The sequence below is a fragment of the Pseudoalteromonas sp. ABV4_021 genome (genome assembly GCF_056159365.1).
On the sequence record NZ_JBSWVB010000002.1, the window covers coordinates 273230 to 291015 of the forward strand.

At 38.9% G+C, this 17786-nt stretch carries 19 protein-coding genes; 2 read left to right on the forward strand and 17 right to left on the reverse strand.

What is annotated here, in order from left to right:
- Positions 1-37: 37 nt before the first annotated feature.
- Together ACXAFE_RS15575 and ACXAFE_RS15580 are read right to left on the reverse strand one after the other, a co-directional pair.
- On the reverse strand, positions 38-388 hold the full coding sequence (locus ACXAFE_RS15575; protein WP_475154356.1) for a DUF5329 family protein: 351 nt from the start codon (positions 386-388) through the stop codon (positions 38-40).
- Positions 378-1103, reverse strand: a complete 726-nt coding sequence (locus ACXAFE_RS15580) for an endonuclease/exonuclease/phosphatase family protein (protein ID WP_475154359.1) — start codon at positions 1101-1103, stop codon at positions 378-380. The genes ACXAFE_RS15575 and ACXAFE_RS15580 overlap by 11 nt, the downstream gene beginning before the upstream one ends.
- Positions 1104-1405: 302 nt before the next feature.
- On the opposite strand from ACXAFE_RS15580, the gene ACXAFE_RS15585 reads away from it, so the two are divergent.
- Entirely contained in the window at positions 1406-1816 is a 411-nt protein-coding gene (locus ACXAFE_RS15585; RefSeq protein WP_475154363.1) for a hypothetical protein, read from the forward strand.
- Positions 1817-1872: 56 nt separating this feature from the next.
- Here the strand turns inward: ACXAFE_RS15585 and folE are convergent, their stop codons facing one another.
- Complete coding sequence (folE, locus tag ACXAFE_RS15590; RefSeq protein WP_475154365.1) at positions 1873-2514, reverse strand: GTP cyclohydrolase I FolE; 642 nt, start codon at positions 2512-2514, stop codon at positions 1873-1875.
- A gap of 484 nt (positions 2515-2998) precedes the next feature.
- On the opposite strand from folE, the gene ACXAFE_RS15595 reads away from it, so the two are divergent.
- Positions 2999-3250 (forward strand): hypothetical protein, encoded by a 252-nt coding sequence (locus ACXAFE_RS15595; protein WP_475154368.1) that lies wholly within the window; start codon positions 2999-3001, stop codon positions 3248-3250.
- 35 nt (positions 3251-3285) lie between these two features.
- Here the strand turns inward: ACXAFE_RS15595 and ACXAFE_RS15600 are convergent, their stop codons facing one another.
- From ACXAFE_RS15600 to ACXAFE_RS15665, 14 genes are all read right to left on the reverse strand, one after another.
- Positions 3286-3645: a response regulator gene (locus tag ACXAFE_RS15600; RefSeq protein WP_475157748.1), complete on the reverse strand. Its 360-nt coding sequence runs from the start codon at positions 3643-3645 to the stop codon at positions 3286-3288.
- Positions 3646-3753: 108 nt separating this feature from the next.
- Positions 3754-4140 (reverse strand): ATP-binding protein, encoded by a 387-nt coding sequence (locus tag ACXAFE_RS15605; RefSeq protein ID WP_475154374.1) that lies wholly within the window; start codon positions 4138-4140, stop codon positions 3754-3756.
- Complete coding sequence (locus tag ACXAFE_RS15610) at positions 4125-4307, reverse strand: hypothetical protein (protein ID WP_475154379.1); 183 nt, start codon at positions 4305-4307, stop codon at positions 4125-4127. The genes ACXAFE_RS15605 and ACXAFE_RS15610 overlap by 16 nt, the downstream gene beginning before the upstream one ends.
- Positions 4279-4626 (reverse strand): hypothetical protein, encoded by a 348-nt coding sequence (locus ACXAFE_RS15615; RefSeq protein WP_475154387.1) that lies wholly within the window; start codon positions 4624-4626, stop codon positions 4279-4281. Before ACXAFE_RS15615 ends, ACXAFE_RS15610 begins: the two co-directional genes overlap by 29 nt.
- 718 nt (positions 4627-5344) lie before the next feature.
- Entirely contained in the window at positions 5345-6775 is a 1431-nt protein-coding gene (locus ACXAFE_RS15620; RefSeq protein ID WP_475154393.1) for an MBL fold metallo-hydrolase, read from the reverse strand.
- Between the two features lie 121 nt (positions 6776-6896).
- A complete protein-coding gene (locus ACXAFE_RS15625; protein ID WP_475154397.1) occupies positions 6897-7355 on the reverse strand; it encodes a GNAT family N-acetyltransferase in 459 nt (152 codons plus the stop codon).
- A gap of 147 nt (positions 7356-7502) precedes the next feature.
- Positions 7503-8609 (reverse strand): aspartate-semialdehyde dehydrogenase, encoded by a 1107-nt coding sequence (gene asd / locus ACXAFE_RS15630; protein ID WP_475154398.1) that lies wholly within the window; start codon positions 8607-8609, stop codon positions 7503-7505.
- 213 nt (positions 8610-8822) lie between these two features.
- Positions 8823-11549 (reverse strand): TonB-dependent receptor domain-containing protein, encoded by a 2727-nt coding sequence (locus ACXAFE_RS15635; RefSeq protein ID WP_475154401.1) that lies wholly within the window; start codon positions 11547-11549, stop codon positions 8823-8825.
- A 77-nt stretch (positions 11550-11626) separates the two neighbouring features.
- On the reverse strand, positions 11627-13228 hold the full coding sequence (locus ACXAFE_RS15640) for a hypothetical protein (RefSeq protein WP_475154405.1): 1602 nt from the start codon (positions 13226-13228) through the stop codon (positions 11627-11629).
- A 262-nt stretch (positions 13229-13490) separates the two neighbouring features.
- Entirely contained in the window at positions 13491-14789 is a 1299-nt protein-coding gene (locus ACXAFE_RS15645) for a tetratricopeptide repeat protein (protein WP_475154411.1), read from the reverse strand.
- Positions 14790-14841: 52 nt separating this feature from the next.
- Positions 14842-15444, reverse strand: coding sequence for an energy transducer TonB (locus tag ACXAFE_RS15650; protein ID WP_010559197.1), 603 nt, complete (start codon positions 15442-15444; stop codon positions 14842-14844).
- A gap of 2 nt (positions 15445-15446) precedes the next feature.
- Positions 15447-15857 (reverse strand): ExbD/TolR family protein, encoded by a 411-nt coding sequence (locus ACXAFE_RS15655; RefSeq protein WP_010559198.1) that lies wholly within the window; start codon positions 15855-15857, stop codon positions 15447-15449.
- Between the two features lie 32 nt (positions 15858-15889).
- Complete coding sequence (locus ACXAFE_RS15660) at positions 15890-16417, reverse strand: MotA/TolQ/ExbB proton channel family protein (RefSeq protein ID WP_010559199.1); 528 nt, start codon at positions 16415-16417, stop codon at positions 15890-15892.
- A 1-nt stretch (position 16418) separates the two neighbouring features.
- Positions 16419-17783 carry a MotA/TolQ/ExbB proton channel family protein gene (locus ACXAFE_RS15665; RefSeq protein ID WP_475154426.1) on the reverse strand — a complete coding sequence of 455 codons (1365 nt, stop codon included), beginning with the start codon at positions 17781-17783 and terminating at the stop codon, positions 16419-16421.
- Between the last annotated feature and the right edge of the window lie 3 nt (positions 17784-17786).

Below are 17786 nucleotides of genomic sequence, written 5' to 3' on the forward strand. Positions count from 1 at the left end.
GTGCACTATACAGTAATATACTGCCAATGCAAGTAATTTAGCGGTTTTGCGTTGATTTATTAAAATCCAGAAGTTTATTATTTAACCAGCCATTGCTGTTAACAGCTTCTTTATTAGGACATTTTATCTTATAGGCTATACCCGTCCACGAGCTTTTACTTGCCAGGTTTTTAATAAAGGATTTGCCGTTTTGTGCGTATGATTTTCCATTATTATATTTTAATGTTAAGTGCTCAGCGGCGCGTTTCGCTGAATGGGAAACGCCGTTACGTATAAATGAACAATCGCTTTGTTTTATCTCGTTTATTAGAAATTGTACCTCTATTGGCATTGTTCCGTGGGCAAACGTAGATAAACATAATAGTAATATACTTACTTTAGTGTTCACTGAATTCTAGCTCCGCAACAACAAAGGCATGATCCGATAACGCGCCTTCAACATTGTAATATGACTTAAAAGTAAAGTGTTTAGATACCATTATCCAATCGAGTCTTTTTGAGCCAAAGGTATTGAGTTTATTCGACTGTTCGTGATAAATACGTAAGCCATAGTTATCTGATAAGGTTTTAACGATTGAATTTTGCCAACGCCAATCGGTATTAAAGTCGCCCATAATTATAATTGGGGCGTCCAAATTTTTAAGTGCACTAAGAAGTTCTTTAATTTGCTTATTACGTACAGACGCTCTCGAGAAGTCTAAATGCAAAGAAACCACAATGATATGTTGAGTTAGATTATTTAAATTTACCTTAGCGTAACTAAAGCCCTTATTAGTCGTAGGCCAACTTGGCGCAAACGTAATGCCATCACAATTTATAAGCGGAAGTTTTGAAAAAAGCGCGGTTCCATAGTCTCCCCACCAGGCATTTACATGACTCGTAGCGACGTAATTTTGAAAATTTGTTCGTTTTAATAAGTAATCAACATGACTAAATTGACCACTCCACCAAGACGCTTTGTCGATTTCTTGAAACGCGACAATATCGGGATTAATTTGATTCACCTTTGTCGCAATCGCGTTTAAATTTATTTTAATCTGCTCAATTGAGCTGGTTAGCTGAGAGAAATTGGTACCGCGTCCGTGGGCGATGTTTGCGCTCATTACAGTAATCGTATTTTTGGGTTCATGTGCAGCTGAGAGTGTGGCATCGCAATTACTACTGGCTGCAACATTTAAACACCAGACGCTTATTATCAAAATTGTTAACTTAAATACTTTGTACAAATCGTTCACCTTTAGCTTGCCAATTTCATCGTCAACATGAAAACAAATTGTTAATGATGTGAGCTTAATGATCACTGAGTTGGTTTAATTTGTAGACAGTTTGGTTTTGGCTATATTTTCCATTGTTAAACTAAATTTAGTGTATATAATTCGCTCAAAATTCATTTAGGAGCTATATTATGCTTAAGTTAATTTCAGTACTTACTCTCACTGTGTCGTCATTTGCCTTTGCAAGCAACGATGTGTCTAAAGATACATTCTATACTTCTGTATGTAATGTAGCCAAAACCAATGGATTTCAAGCTGCTAAAGCATTTGCAAAAGAGCAGGGCGTATTTATCAGTGAACATTATTCAGATATCGCATGTAATGGCGTTTCACTTAAAACCTTTGCTAAAACGCAAAAAGAAAATCAAAACTCAACGCAAGAGTTTAATTTAGTAGATGACAGTGATGCGACGCAATTATGTGCAAAAGCGGCTAAGTTAGGTGTTAAAGCTGTTGCTAAACGCAGCAAGAATGTAAAAGCACTTACGTGTAATGGTATGCCAGTCTCTGAGTTTGTGAAAAGCATCAATACTGCAAGCTAAAGTTGAATTGTATTTAATTAAAAAAGGTGTGATTTTTAGTCACACCTTTTTTTGTGTTAATTCGTAAGAAATTCAGCGCGAGTATTGCTGTTGGTTTTGAAATCGCCACCTAATGCAGTGGTTGATGTTTCAGATGTGGCATCCATAACACCGCGACTTTTAACACAATAGTGAGTTGCATTAATTGATACTGCGACATTGTCAGTTTCAAGCAAGGCTTGTAATGCAATGAGTATTTGCTGAGTTAATCGCTCTTGTACTTGAGGACGCTTAGCAAAAAAACGCACAATACGATTGATTTTAGACAGACCGATAATCTTGTCATTTGGAATATAAGCAACCTTGGCATAACCATCGATGGTAACGAAATGATGCTCACAGGTACTCGTCAGTGAAATATTATTCACTTTAACCATTTCGTCTACTTGCATTTTATTTTCAATTAACGCAATTTTTGGAAAGGTTTCGTAATCAAGTCCCGAAAAAATCTCATGCACATACATTTTGGCAATGCGATGTGGCGTTTCGGCAAGGCTATCATCATTAAGATCAAGCCCAAGTGTATCAACAACTTCAGTAAATAAGCCTTTTAGTTTGTCATATTTTTGTTCTGAACTAAGGCCTACGTCTTTGAGAGGTGTTTCTAACCCCTTAGCAATAAGCGCTTCTTTTACAAGAGTGGCTTCTTTGGAAATCATGTTACTTCCTAAATATGGCTGAACGATAGCCAGTGACCTCAATCAATTGTAATTGAGATGATTAACGACGCATTTAAAGGGCTATATTGTAGAGATTTTGCCAAAATTCACAATCATAAAAACGAATTCTATATTTCAAAACAACTACTTTGCCTAGTTTATACACTGGCACTTGTTTGGCAATAGGCTATTAACACTTCATAAATAGTTTGTTTTCTAATACCTATATCTAATTTACACACGCAAATGTATTTAACGCTAAAACTAGTAAAGTGAAAATAAGTAGGGTAGTTTTGTAGAATCTATGAATAAATAGTCAGTGCTTATTATGAAATTGCTTGCGTTACTCTCTGTAGTAATTCTGTTTGTTTTGTTACTCAATCTCTTTGGAAAATTCTTAGCCAAGAAAGCGGGCAAAAATAAATAGGAATTTAAATTCGCTTCTTGGTAGAATAACTTCACGATTAGTAAAGAAGTACATACTATGGATTTAGTTCAGTCCCTTTTTAATTATGCTTGGCAGATTGTTGTTTACTTATTTCTGCTTTGGCTCGTTTATTATTTCTTTACTAATACCTCTCGTACCACCAAGGCATCCGTTACGATTGCATCAGCACTTATTATCGCAGTAGGCGTAAGCACCGGCATGCTAGAAAGCCAATTTAACAATATTGATGCTGCGTCTGAGCAACACATTAAACATATTAAAGCGATACAAGAAACTTACGACTCTTAGTGATCCAGTGCATTTGAGTTATCAACAAAGCTTATTCACGTTTCATACAACACGTTTTTATCAATTGGTTTAGCGATGTGGCTATTGAACCCGATGTGGTGATAGTTTAATACATCGTTTTTCATCACATTTGCCGTTATCGCAATGATTGAAAAATCGGCATTTTCGCTTTTTATACGACGACACGCTTCCATTCCATCCATTTTGGGCATTTGAATATCCATTAAAATTAAATCGGGTGATAACGCTGTAAATTGTTCAACCGCATCAGCGCCGTTAGTGACAAAGTGAAGTGTTGCATTGGTTACCTCCATCATAGCTTTAATAATAACGGTGTTAAGTGCGTTATCTTCCGCTATTAAAATTGATAGATGCTTTAAATCGGGTGGGGTAATGGTAGTTCTTCACACACCAGCGTATTATTTTGCTTTTCGCTAATGGTAAAAACACAGATACCTGCGTACCTTGGTTAATGGTGCTTGTAGCGCTGATTTCCCCTCCCATTATAGTAACAAGGCTTTTGTAATTGCCATTCCTAAACCAGTACTACCAAACTTGCGGGTAATACTCGAATCCGCTTGGGTAAACCGTTCAAATAGTTGAAATAATGCCTCTTCACTCATGCCAATCCCTGTCCTTGTATCGGTTACCACAAAACTCACGCCATTTATGTTATGTAATTGTTTGCGACAAACAGACACCGTAACACCACCGGTTTCTGTAAATTTCACTGCGTTTGACGTTAAATTAAGTAAGATTTGACTGACACGCACCGGAACGCCAATCCATAAATCGCTCATATTTTTATCTTTTTCTATGGTAAATGAAATGCGTTTTTCAGTCGCTAACGGTAAAACGTTTGACGATAAACTTTCTAAAACGTCAGCCAAAGAAAAATCAACTGTTCAATATTGATTCGCTTTGCTTCAATCTTATAAAAATCCAAAATATCATTAATAATGGTTAATAACGACCTACACGAGAACAGCGCTTTTGAAGCTAAGTCGATGTTTTTACATTGCTTTAAATTACCTTGTAATAATTGCAACGCTCCCATAATGCCGTTCAGCGGTGTTATTCGCCAGAAAATCAGATTTGACGCGTGCGCCTTCCAAAGCTTTATTTGTTAGCTCGTGTTCTTTTTTATTTGCCGATATTAATTTAATGAAATAAATCGCGAACAAACAAAGAAAAATCACAATACTGGCAAGATGTACGCTATAGGCCACAGAAAAGTGGTTGTTAATTAATTTTCCTTCCTTTGTTAAACGAGATTTAAGTTCACTATTAAACTGTGCAAGGGCCTTAAGTGCGGGTAAATCATCAACTTTAACAACAGCATCAATTTGTTCACTGGTTTTACCTTGGCTAACCATAACTAAAACGACATTTAGCTTTTGTTCGTAGGCATTAACCGTTTTGCTAATGATATTAATTTACTCAGGCGTATACTGATTAAACTGCTTAAGCCTTTCTAAAATAGATTTTATGTCTTGTAGGCTTTGATTTAGCAATGGCAGGTAACGCTCAACATCTTTACGTAATACTAAATTTTTAAAATTATGAATGAATTCGCCGTATCCCATTTTTGTGTGAGCTTGTCATGTAATGGGTATAGTTGCTGTGCATTAGTTGAATACAAACGCCATTGCTTATCAACCTGACTATAAAAATACAGTGATACAAATGTAAGCGCGATAGCAGTTACAATAACCGCGATTGTGTATATGCTGAGTAATTGACGTTGTTTTTTTATGTCACTCACGTAAAACGTAATTTATAAAATAATTTATTCTTGATATAGGTAAGAACATAATTCGAAAATTGCACTAAAGAATTAGTATAGCTACACACACTAAATCCTATAATGTACGTTATGTTAAATTGAATATTTCATACATTTATTAATGTATTTTCCTTACTTTTTCAAATCTACTTAGCTTTACGCTACGACGTATTCTCAAATAAATTTATGTATTTCTCGTTGCATTCCGCCAATGATATGTAATTTGTAAATAGCTTAATTGAAACCTAAAACAGAGCTATCAATTTAACGCTGAAATTTACCAAACGAACTCTTAAAAACATACTGGACTATAACGTATTTGCTTTAAGTGATTTTTCCATTACGTCTTTAGTGATGTTGTTGTTTCTGTGGTAGCCAACGATGCGTTTTACGTTGAGTTTTTCTTGTAAAACAAATTTCATAAATTGATGGCTATAGCTTGGTAGCAATTTTGCTATGGTGTTGTCGTTAGCGACTTCTAAAAAATCAGTTTGGAAAATAATGCCTGCATTTTTAAAGTACGCAAAACTTTGCCTTTTTGCGCGAGCGTTTTCTAATACAAAAAACTGTATGTCATGCATTTTCTGGCCATGTCTAATTGGTGAAAACTTAAAACGTGAAATATCATTTTTAAATTTCACATACTGCTTAATCGCACTTATGGTGTAGTTATCTGCATAAACTGTTGCGCCATTGTCTACAAATGGCAATAAGCCCGCAATATGATCGCTATATGGGTGTGTTACATATACGCCTGTAATAGTTTTATTTGGCTGAACTTGTTTTATTTTTTCAATGATATCAACCGCCATATTGGCATTTCTAAGTACACCTAGAACAGTAATACCATTATTATTTACGTAAAATAATGTATTGTAATGATTGCTGTCATCAGTAATTAAATAAAGCTTGTTAGCAATAGAAGTTACTTTAAGCGCCCTATTGTTTGGGCTTTGTTTAAGGTAATACCCTTGTGGTAAAACGAGTTTTTCAGGCTCAATTCTATCTATCGTATTAAACGCTTCAATTCGTGTAATAAAGTTCGGTAACGCGTCACCGTTATAATGTTTAATAAGTGAATGCGCTAACAAAAAACCATTATTGTATTTGTAGTCATCGTAAATAAAAATGCGATTGCGTGTTTTGTTATTAATTGAGGTTAAGCGTGTCGGATTTGTACTAAATGTATATTCTATTTCACTTTCATGTGATGCGTGGTGAGTTAGAGTCACTTTATTATTTGCCTTTGAATAACTTACATTTTGTTCGATGTTTTGTTCTTCTAGCAATGGATTTACTGCAAAAAAATCAATATTCATCAAAGTAAGGTTTTTGTAGCGGTCATAACTTTTCATATTTTGCGGCGCAGCGCGTTTACCTAATGAGATACCGTTTCGTTCGTATCGCAAGCTTTGTGTATCATTTTGAAAATGCACCTCATCGAAATATAAACCTCCAGTGTAATGGTGCACTACATTTTGATAATAATGCTGGTTTGTCATATCAATATCGGTAATTTTAAACGCCTTATAGCGAGTCGGCGCATTAAAATCCCACGACTGATACGGGTTACTTTGCCCAAGATAACTATGGGTTAGAGAGAATGCTTTTATCGAACGAGTATTTTGATAGTGCTTTTTTAATTCCTTTACAAACTCAGTTGCATTATTTGCATATGAAACCGGAATAAAACCAATTATTAGTATCGCTGAAGCAAATATAGTTAGGTAAGATTTCAAAGTAAATTCCGTTTTTATCTACACGCATAGTCGCGAGTTTATTGTTATTATCGATTAACTATTGCACAACTGTTAAACTAATGAAATCTCTAATTCGTAGTTAACTATAATTGTTATAAAATTAAAGGGTTAATGTCATCGGTATATCTACCATGCCGTCTCTATTACGTATGCCTGACAGTCGTTTAAATCCAAAGGATAAATAAACACTTTCAGCAGTTATTGCTGAGTTAACGGTAAACTGCTTAGTATTATTGATACGCTCTGCATCATGTTTTATGGTTTGCCACAAGGTTTTAGCGAAGCCCCGCCCTTGGTGATTATCACAGACAAATAAATGATAGAGATGGCTATAATATTTAAGCCCGACAACACCGATTAGTTGTTTATTGGCGTTTTCTGCAAGCAAATAATAGTAGTCACTTTGTAGGTTTTGTTTTACCTGTTCGGGAATCATTGAGCTCAGTAATCTATCGTGAGTCTTACTTTCACATGATGGTAATACGTACTTTATCGTTAATCTACTTATCAGTTCACTAATCGCCACTGAATCTTCAAGTGTTGCCTGCCTTATCAACATACGAGTCTCTAATTTAGAATAGGTATAGTTTTATTCTAAATATAAACAAGTGCTTAGAAAGTAAATAATACGTTCAGACATTTACTTTTTGAATTGAAGGTACAAAAAAGCCACCCGCAGGTGGCTTTAAACAATAGATGATTAATATTAATCAGTAATGATACGTAACATTCTACGCAGTGGCTCCGCTGCACCCCAAAGCAGCTGATCACCAACCGTAAACGCACTTATATATTCTGGGCCCATCGATAATTTACGAATACGACCAACAGGAATTGATAATGTTCCGGTTACATTAACTGGCGTTAGTTCTTTACTTGTTACTCCACGTTCATTAGGTACAACTTTTACCCACTGATTATGTGACGCTAAAATTGATTCAACTTCTTCCACCGAAATGTCTTTTTTCAATTTGATTGTCATCGCCTGTGAATGACAGCGCATAGCGCCAATTCTTACACATAATCCATCAACTGGAATAGGCTGCTTATTGCTACCTAAAATCTTGTTTGCTTCAACTTCCGCTTTCCATTCTTCTTTACTTTGACCTGAAGGCATTGGCACATCAATCCATGGGATTAAGCTACCTGCTAACGGCACACCAAATTGGTCGGTTGGCAAAGTGTCTGATTTAATTTTTTCAGAAACCAGTTTATCCACTTCTAAAATAGCCGATGCAGGATCAAGTTTGTCGGCCACTTCGTGATGAATTTCACCCATTTGCGCAATGAGTTCTTTCATATTGCGTGCGCCTGCACCCGATGCTGCTTGGTAAGTCATAGGGCTTACCCACTCAATAAGGTCTTGCTCAAACAAGCCACCTAAAGCAAGAAGCATAAGTGAAACAGTACAGTTACCGCCAACAAAGGTTTTAACCCCCTGCTCTAACCCTTGTTTAATTACATCAAGGTTTACAGGATCTAATACAATAATACTGTCATCAGCCATACGTAGTGCAGATGCAGCATCAATCCAGTAACCATTCCAACCGGTTTCGCGTAATGCTGGGTACACAGCTTTGGTATAATCGCCGCCCTGACACGTGAGTACTACGTCCATTTTAGCCAGCTCATTGATGTCGTTTGCATCTAATAATGGTTTTGCGTCACCTGCGATATCAGGTCCAAGTTGGCCGGTTTGTGAGGTGGTGAAAAAGGTCGCATCAATTTTCGTAAAATCACCTTCTTGTTGCATACGCTCCATTAATACGGAGCCAACCATACCACGCCAACCGACTAAACCAACTTTTAACATAATTCTAATTCCTAAATAAAATGTAATAACTTTGATGCGTGAGAGTTATTAATGTTCTACAAAGTGCAGAAATTTGAATCTATCATTTAGACTTCTAGAAATCTACAGTATAAAAGGCTTTGTTGAATAAAAATCATAAAAAAAAGCCCAACCGAAGTTGAGCTTTTTGGCTAGGTAAATTAATACGCTAGGTTTAGTTGAAAGTCTATGTTGTTAGAACTCGTATGAGAAGTCTAAGCTGATTTCCGTTGGCATTTCTTTTTGACGAATTAACACGTCATTTTGCTCAACTTCAAAGTCTTGACCTAACAGGTTTTTAACTTTGAACGTAATTGTTGAGTTAAAATTTGGATAATAACTATATACAAGGTCTAACGAGTTAATTGGTTGCTCGTATGCATCGTCAAAGTTATTAACACCAGCCGCAAGAATACGGTCACCAAATACATTGTAGATAACGGACGCTTGATGATTACCATTGTGAGAATCATAGTTAAGCTGAACGTTTGCAACGTACTTAGAATGACCTGTCATTCGGCGTTTAAGGTTTGTTAAATCACCGCGCTGACTCTCTAAAATAGTTACTTCTGAATCACTTACCGTTAAGTTACCTGAAGTAAAGAACGCACCACCTAACATATCGGCACTCAGTTCTGTCATCCATTCTGCTTCAATACCGTAAACAACTGCGTTGTCTGCGTTATCAAATTGCAGCGTAAAACGACCATCACTTTCAGTAAGTAATGCTTCAATTGGGCTATCAATGTCTTTATAGAACGCACCAATTGAATAGTTATCGCCGTTATCTAGGTAAAATTCCACACGCGTGTCAAAGTTATCAAGGTAACTTGACTCTAGGTACGGATTGCCAAGGGTACGATAATCAGTAAGTGGGTCTTGATATTGAACAGGCGTAAGTTCACGTAAATCTGGGCGAACAACTGTGTTGCCGTAACCAAAACGTACTTGGTAGCTTTCTTGACTGTATGTCATAGAAAGTGAACCAAAGTAGTCGTCTTCCATTACGGTCGCTTGTTCAATTGCTTCGCTGCTTAGCTTATCTTCGAGCAATGCAGGGTCAAATGCACTACGTGAAAACGCTAACGCAACTTGACGGAAATCTTCATAACGCACACCGCCGCTTAAACGCCAGTTGTTATTAATGGTGTAATCGAATGCACCAAAATATGCGTCAATCATTTGCGCTGCTAAGTAGTCATCTGCTGTTGGCTCTTGGAATAATAGCTCAACATCTGTGTTATCTACTGTGCTGTCGTTACTGAAGAAACTGCCAATGTTTAATGCATCATCTTCACTTTGAGCCAGTTCTACTTGTTGAGTTTGTGCAAAGCGGTAGTTAAAGAAGTCAGTGCGATAATCACGCGCTTTTTCTATAAAGTAACCACCACCTGAAAGCTCAATGTCAGAACCATCAAAGTAAAATACCTTGTTTACATTTACACCCCAGTTTTCAACCTGATCTTCCATATCAACAAAGCGATATAAATACGGGTTACCACCGAGTGAACCATTATAGAAGGTACGTTGGTATTGACCGTCTTGATACGCATCGCGCACAGTTATTTCAAGTTCACCTGGAATTTCAGTCGTCGCTGTTGAATCGGTATAATGCCAATCTACACCAACGCCATCTAACAAACTCCATGTTAAGTTATGTTGACCGCGAACTTGAAGAATATCTAATTCACGCTCTTCAAATGACGTTGTATGACTGCGCTGTACTTGACCATCATCAATGCTTAATGATTTTGATGGCTCTTGATAAATAGCAACTGACGCTTCGTCTTCTGTATCACGAAGTTTCATGTATGTTGCCGTTAATTCATGGCCATCAAGTTTATAACCTAAATTTAAAGAGGTATTTAGCTTGATATTATTTTTGGTCGTTTGCTTATCATTTTTAGCTGAATAGCATGCAAAGCTTTGTTTTGAACAGTCGCCACTTTGCGCCGCATCTACTGCCGATAATACAGCAGAAAACTCTTGTGAGTTTGACCATTCGTTATCGTAAGCAACACTCGCTAAAAAGCCAAGTGACCCGCCAAAGCCAAACACGTCGTCAAAACGGTCACCATAAACCGCTTTAATACCAAAATCTGGATTTAGGCTTTCTTCTTGTAATCCATAATCACGCGGTAATGCTTTAATTAGGTCTTTGTTTAACGCAATCGCGGCGTCTTGGCCGATATCTTCACCAAGCGCTTTTGACTCAATATCACGAATGTTTCGAATAGAAATATCCGATAGACCGTTAACATAACGATTAAGTGCAGCACGCACCGTACCAGGCATCGCGCGTGTGCCGTCGTCTGTACCTAACCAATCATCGCTGCCACCTTCATAGGTGTAACCTTCATCATTAGTATCTTTATAGCTTGCGCCGATATCCACTTTAAACACGCGATCATCAGGAATGCTTTTAGTACGAATATTTACGTCACCACCACCGAACGCCGCTGGCATATTTGGTGAATAGGCTTTTTGTACTGAAAGTGATTCGATAATGCTTGATGGGAAGATATCAAGTGGAATAACGCTACGCGTTAAATCTGGGCTCGGTACAGATGCGCCATTTAATCGAACGCTCGAGTAACGCTCACCTAAACCACGAACATAAATAAATTTATCGTTGACTAAGCTTAAACCTGTTACACGACGAAGCGCAGATGCAGCGTCTGAATCACCCGTACGTGAAATTTGCTCAGCACCCATAATGTCGGCAACGAAAGCTTGGTTTTTACGCTCTTCAATTACTGCACTTGCACTGCCTTTTAAACGGCTTGCGGTTGCAACAACTTCTTCAATTTCCTTTTGTACTTGTGGTTGTTCATTTTCATCTGCTATTGAGGAAAATGACGAAAACGCACAAAGCACTGAAAGCGTAACTAAATTAGCTTTAAACTGCTTTTTTGGTTTCATTATATAATCCTCTAAACCTATAGTTTTTATAAAGAGGTGTGGCTAACGCCACACCTAAACTCACTACTTGGCTTAGATTAGTGACCAGCGCGCTCTAGCGACGCTTTAACAAACTCTGCCCAATCGCCTGTTGCGCCTTCTTGAATTGCGCCAACGAAACCTGCGTTATCAAAGAATGAGTTCACTTCGCTCATGTCTTTTGCAACAACAGTTACTGCGTTGCCGTCTTTATCCATCATTGCTGTTTTCGCTGATACGCCATCTGCTGCAAAGATGTTTTCAAAATTAGCAAAACCAATGGTTTGGTTATTGTTACCTGCCGCAAACCACGCTGCGATGTCAAAACCAGCTAAATCGCCTTCAAGTGCCGTGTTAACGTCTTCAAAGTTAAGACCACATGCAAAAATTGCGCTCTCAAACGTGATGTCACCATTTTTCGCGTTTGCATGAACACCCGCTGCGCCTGACTTATCTTTTTCGTTGTAAAGGTCAAAACAACCTGCACCTGCTTCTGTAGATGAGTTTGCGAATAGGATATTAGCCATTGTTGCTTTACCCCATTCTTTCATTTCCATACCGGCACCAGTACGGCGACCTTCAGCACCTGCTGAACCTGTACCGATTACAGTCGCGTTTGCGATAATTGGGTTTGATACTGTTGTTACTAAGCCTTGGCCGTCATCAGAAAGCGGATCTTTTTTCGCACCGTCAGTTTCAAAACCGTGGTTACCGTATTCTTTTGAGTGAACAAGGATGTATTGACCCATGCCTTTCCAACCCTCATCCCAGTCGATACCGTCATCACCAGTTTCAGTTACAACGATGTGTTTAAGATTAACTGAACCACCGAATAACTCGATACCGTCATCGAAACCGTTGTGAACGTGAACATAATCGATTGTAGTGCCTGAACCTACTGCGTTAAGTGTTAAACCGTTAAGCTCGTCACCTTCAACACCGAAACCTGCGTATTTGATAACAATGTGCTTTAAAATACCGCTGTTATCTTGTGGGTCGTTACCACCGTAGTATGAAACAATACCTTCAGCTGCGTGGTTACATAGATCTTGCGCTGCTGCATCTGCTGTACAGCGGATTGAGTGACCGCGACCATTTACCTGAATACCACCCCAGTCACCAATTTGTGCTGTTGTTGAATCATCGCCATCAATCTCTGAAATTGAGGTAAATACGATTGGCTTGTCTACTTCACCAATTGCTTCAATATTTGCACCACGTGCAATACGGATAAAGCTTTCTGGCTTAGTAAACGCAATAGTTGCGCCCGCTTCAATTGAAAGTGTTGGACCATTATCATCAATTGTTGCGCCCGTTGACGTATCGATGTCTTCACCGATAAATAAAGCACCTTCGAAAATATGTGCGCCGTTATCTTCAAGTGCTGGGATTACGAAAGAGCTTGTGATGTCTTTAGCGTTACTGGCAAATGCTTGGCTGTAAACACAGTTTACGCCGTCTGCTTCACCTGTGAACGATGCACCGTCAAGCGTATACGTTGCACATGAGATTGGGTCTGGATTTGAACCACCTGGGTTTGTTACAGAGTTGTCTACGCTGTTATCGACTGTAGTTGGTGTAATATTGATATCGCCGCCACAACCTGCAAGAGTAAGTGCTGATGCAACCATGCTCACTTTAAATAAACCAGAAAGTTTCATTGTTTTCTCCGTTGATAGTTTTTAAGCTTTTTCGCTTTTTATGTGCGTGTGCACTAATTTAGAACTGGCTCTAAGTTAGAGGGTTTATGTGTCAAATGGGTTACACTTACTTAACATATGCGTGACAGTTTCTTGTCAGATTTCTTAAATTCAACAAACTTACATGTATAAATTAGTTGTTTTAAAAGTGTATGAAATACAAAGAAATAAGGGACCATGAAGGTCCCTTAGGGTTGATTACAAATTTATTTTGATAGGTATGTTACAAATAAGCCTTGGCTAACGTGTCTTTATCAAGTTTTTCACGTTTCACATATTGCAGCCACTGTGCCGCTAAGCGTTCTGACTTTTTGTATTTTTTAGCTTGCTCAAATGCCAAGATCGCGGCATCGAAGTTTTCTAAGTTGTATTGCGCCATTCCAAGCGCAATATACGCGTTTGATTCTTGCTTTAAACTACCTTTACTTAACGCAGCACGCGCAGAATCAGCCGCTTCATCAAATAGTTCTAAGTTTAAGTACACTTCTGCTAAACGGCGGTCATATTCACCAGTATCAGTTTGTTTTGCGGCTGCAATAAAATACGGCACCGCTTTTTTATCTTCACGGGCTTGCATATACGCTTCTGCTACAAAGATAAGGTTCTTAGCTGATTTTTCGATATTGCCTTTTTCAAACCCAAGCTCCATCGCGTTTGCTGCTTTGTAAGCAAGACCTGAATACATATATATTTGTGCCAGATTTTTAAGCTTAGTTGCATCGTCCAAGAAACCACGTTGTTTTGCTGTTTCAATGAGTGCCAGTTGTTTATCGTCCTGGCCTACTTCGCCGTACATGCCAGCCAGCTGCACCCAGTATTCGGGTTTGTCAAAACGCAGCACCATTTCTTCTAGTACACGTACCACTTCTTTAGGTTGGTTTAATGAATAATGAGACGCGCGCAGTAAAATAAACCAGTTTTCTTTTACGTCTTTATTATCAACTTTATTAAGGTTAATTGCGGTATTAATGTATTTAATTGCGCTTTGGTAGTCCTTCGCTTGATAACTGGCGTTGGCTTTTAGCTCATAATAGTTTGCCTGAGGCGGTTTGGTATTAAGCGACTCCCAACTATCAAGATAACTTAGCACTTTATCGAATTGGCCTTCAGCCATTGCTAATTGCGCTAACGAAAAAATGGTATTGAGCTTTAAGCTTTCTGGGATCGGGTCTTGCTTTACCACATTTTCAAATGCCGCCATGGCCTCACTAACACGGTTTTCATTGTAATAAATAAAACCGTAAAAGTTGTACATCATGGCTACTTCGTAACTGTTCATGCTTGATGATTTCTTTTGAACAATATCAAGTGCTTCAAGGCCTGCTGCTACATCGCCGTCGTCAGCAAGTTTTTGTGCACGCGCTAGTTGCGTATACACTTTGTTGCGAAGTGCCGGAACACGTTTAGTTTTAACTTCTTCAGCAGATACTGAAGCAAACTGTGTGTGGAACATCGCATCGCTCATTGGCGCGCCAAATACACAACCAACTAATGCAATACTAATTAAATTTCTTTTCAACATTGTAATTCAACCTAACTATTTAAAGTGTTAGCGGGACGTTCCCGCTAACAAACTACCCATTAATTTGGAATGTAATTTTGTTTTGTACACCAGCTACTTCAACGGCTTCACCGTTAACAACGCGCGGTTTGTATTTAAACTTAAGCGCGGCATCCATAGCGGCACGGTTAAAGATTTCTTCTGGCTCAGCTTGTATTACACGCGGCTCACTTACTGTGCCTGATTTAGTTACGGTAAATTCAACAATAACGTAACCCTCAATACCGCGGCTCAGCGCACGACGAGGGTAAACAGGTGATACCTTAACAATTGGTAGGTATTCGCCATCACCGGAATCGAGCGCAAGCCCTGCAGCTAAATCAACATTGGTGTCAACATTGGCAGAAAAATCAAAATTACTCGCTGTATCAGTGCTTTCACTACTGCTCGCTTGTGGCGCCATTGGCGGTGGTGGCTCTTTTGGCTTTGGCGGCTTTTGCGGCTTACGTTCTTTCTTTTGCACAGTCTCTTCTTGTTTAAGACGCACAAAATCTAGTACATTACCTTTTACCGGTTCACTTGCCACACCATCACCACTTTGAATTAGCGCCTGCATGCCGAAAAACAATAAAGCAGTTACAACAATCGCGATTAAAGTGGAAATTAAATAACGCATTGTTACGCTTCCTGAGCCGCAATTGATACGTCAAACACACCTGCTGAACGCGCCGCATCCATTACCTTAATTAAGGTATCAGTAGTGGCTTTTTTATCAGCTTGAATAACCACGCTGCCCTGTGGGTTTTCTGCATGTAAACGTTCGATGTTCGCTTGAACCGCACGTACATCTACCTGGCGTTTGTTAATCCAAATTTCGCCTTTATCTGATATTGCAACAAGGATATTGGCACGTTCTTTTTGTACTGCTGTTGCAGCTTCAGGTCGGTTTACATCGATACCGGCTTCTTTAACAAAAGTGGCCGTTACAATGAAGAAAATCAGCATGATAAATACAACGTCGAGCATCGGCGTCATATTAATTTCTTCGTTTTCTTCTTCTTGAAATACATTTGCTAATGGTGCTCTCATTACTAGCTCCTAAAATTCGTTTAAAATTGGTGTTAGTGGTCTAAGACCAATTTATCGTCAAGTAGCGCTACTTCGCGCTTTGCTTTACGCTGTAAATACGTAGAGGCAAATACCCCTGATAACGCACCTACCATGCCTGCCATAGTTGGAATAGTCGCTTTTGATACGCCCGATGCCATGGAGCGTGCGCTGCCCGTACCGGTAATTGCCATCACATTAAACACCTCAATCATGCCGGTTACCGTGCCAAGTAGACCAAGTAATGGACACAGGGCTACTAACATATTGATCATGGGTAAATTGTGATTTAGCTTTAAGCTAATACGCGAAATATTTGCTTGTTTGATTTGCTCCGCTTCCCAGCTATTGCGCTCTTCGCGTGCGAACCAGTTGGTGATCACTGATTTTTTACTTGAACGGTATGTTGTAAACAAAAACATAAAGCGCTCAATTACCAATAACCACATTGCGCAAATCAGGACTCCGATCACCAGCAGCACAGAGCCGCCGGTGTCTAGAAAATCGCGTATCGCGTTGATGAAGTCCGCAAAGATAACCATCTTACTGCGCACCTTTCTCACTGCGCTCAGCAATAATGCCTGCGCTTTGCTCTTGTAAAATTACCAATAGGTTTTTAGAGCGGGTATTAAGTAATGTGTAAATAAATACCGTAGGAATTGCCACAACAAGGCCTAACACTGTGGTTACAAGCGCTGTTGAAATACCGCCAGCCATTAGTTTCGGGTCACCAGTACCGAATAACGTAATTGCTTGGAAGGTGTTAATCATACCGGTTACAGTACCAAGTAGACCCAGTAACGGTGCAACGACAGAAATGATTTTAATTAGCGTCAAGTTGCGTGTAATACGCGGCATTTCACGTAAAATGGCCTCTGATAATTTGAGTTCTAGGGTGTCGTAAGTTACATCTGGGTACTGATCTTTCACCTTCATTACACGGCCAAGTGGGTTGTCTTCTGATGCAACATCGGTTTTAAGCTGACGTTTAATTTTGCCGCCCATAATCATAAGAGAAACAAAGCGCTCTAACGCAATTAATAGACCGATTAAACCTACCGCTAAAATAACGTAGCCTACTGCACCACCTTGGTGTACTTGCTCTTCAGTACTTGGCGCCTGAACTAATAAGCCAAGGATTGAGCCACCTGTTGGGTCTAGGGCAAAATCAACAAAACCTGAGTTTGCTGCTTGTAAATCTGCCGCACTTGACTGGAAACGTGACGCTGGTTGACGCGTCAATTCAGAGAGTGTGTTAGTGGTTTCGTTGTAAGTAAGGTATTTGCCATCCGCAATTAAGTTGAATGAACCAACACGTACCACTTCTTTATTTACTTTTTCGCCGCCAGCAACAATCACGTCACGGTTAAAGCGCGATACTTTACCTTGCTCGGTCATTTCACGTTGTAATTCGAACCATACTTTTTCAATATCTTCGATTGACGCAAGTTTTGAACTCGAACCCATTTTTTGCGCAAGTTCGCTTAAGAAAGCACCACGACCTGGCAATTCAGCAGATACGTTTGAAGTAATAAATTTACTTTGTGTATCGCCCGCTACTTGCTGTAACACACCAAATAACTCTTTTAATGACCCCATACGTTTGTTTAGCGTTTCGCTCATATTCGCGAGTTTGATTTCATTTTCTTCAAACTGAGTTTCAAGACGCGTCGATGTAGAAATTAATCCATCGCGTTCATTAATACGCGAACGTAGCATCGCAGCTTGTTGATTATTTGCTTTAGCAAACTCAGCTTCGCGGCGTTGGTTATCTTGTGATTGTTGGTAGTTACCCTGCTCAAGTGTTTTTAACAGTGAATCAAGGTCGACTGGCTGTGCTACAACTGCACTTGCTGTGAATAGCGTGCTTGCAGCAATAACAGATTTTACGAATTTCTTAACTAACATAAT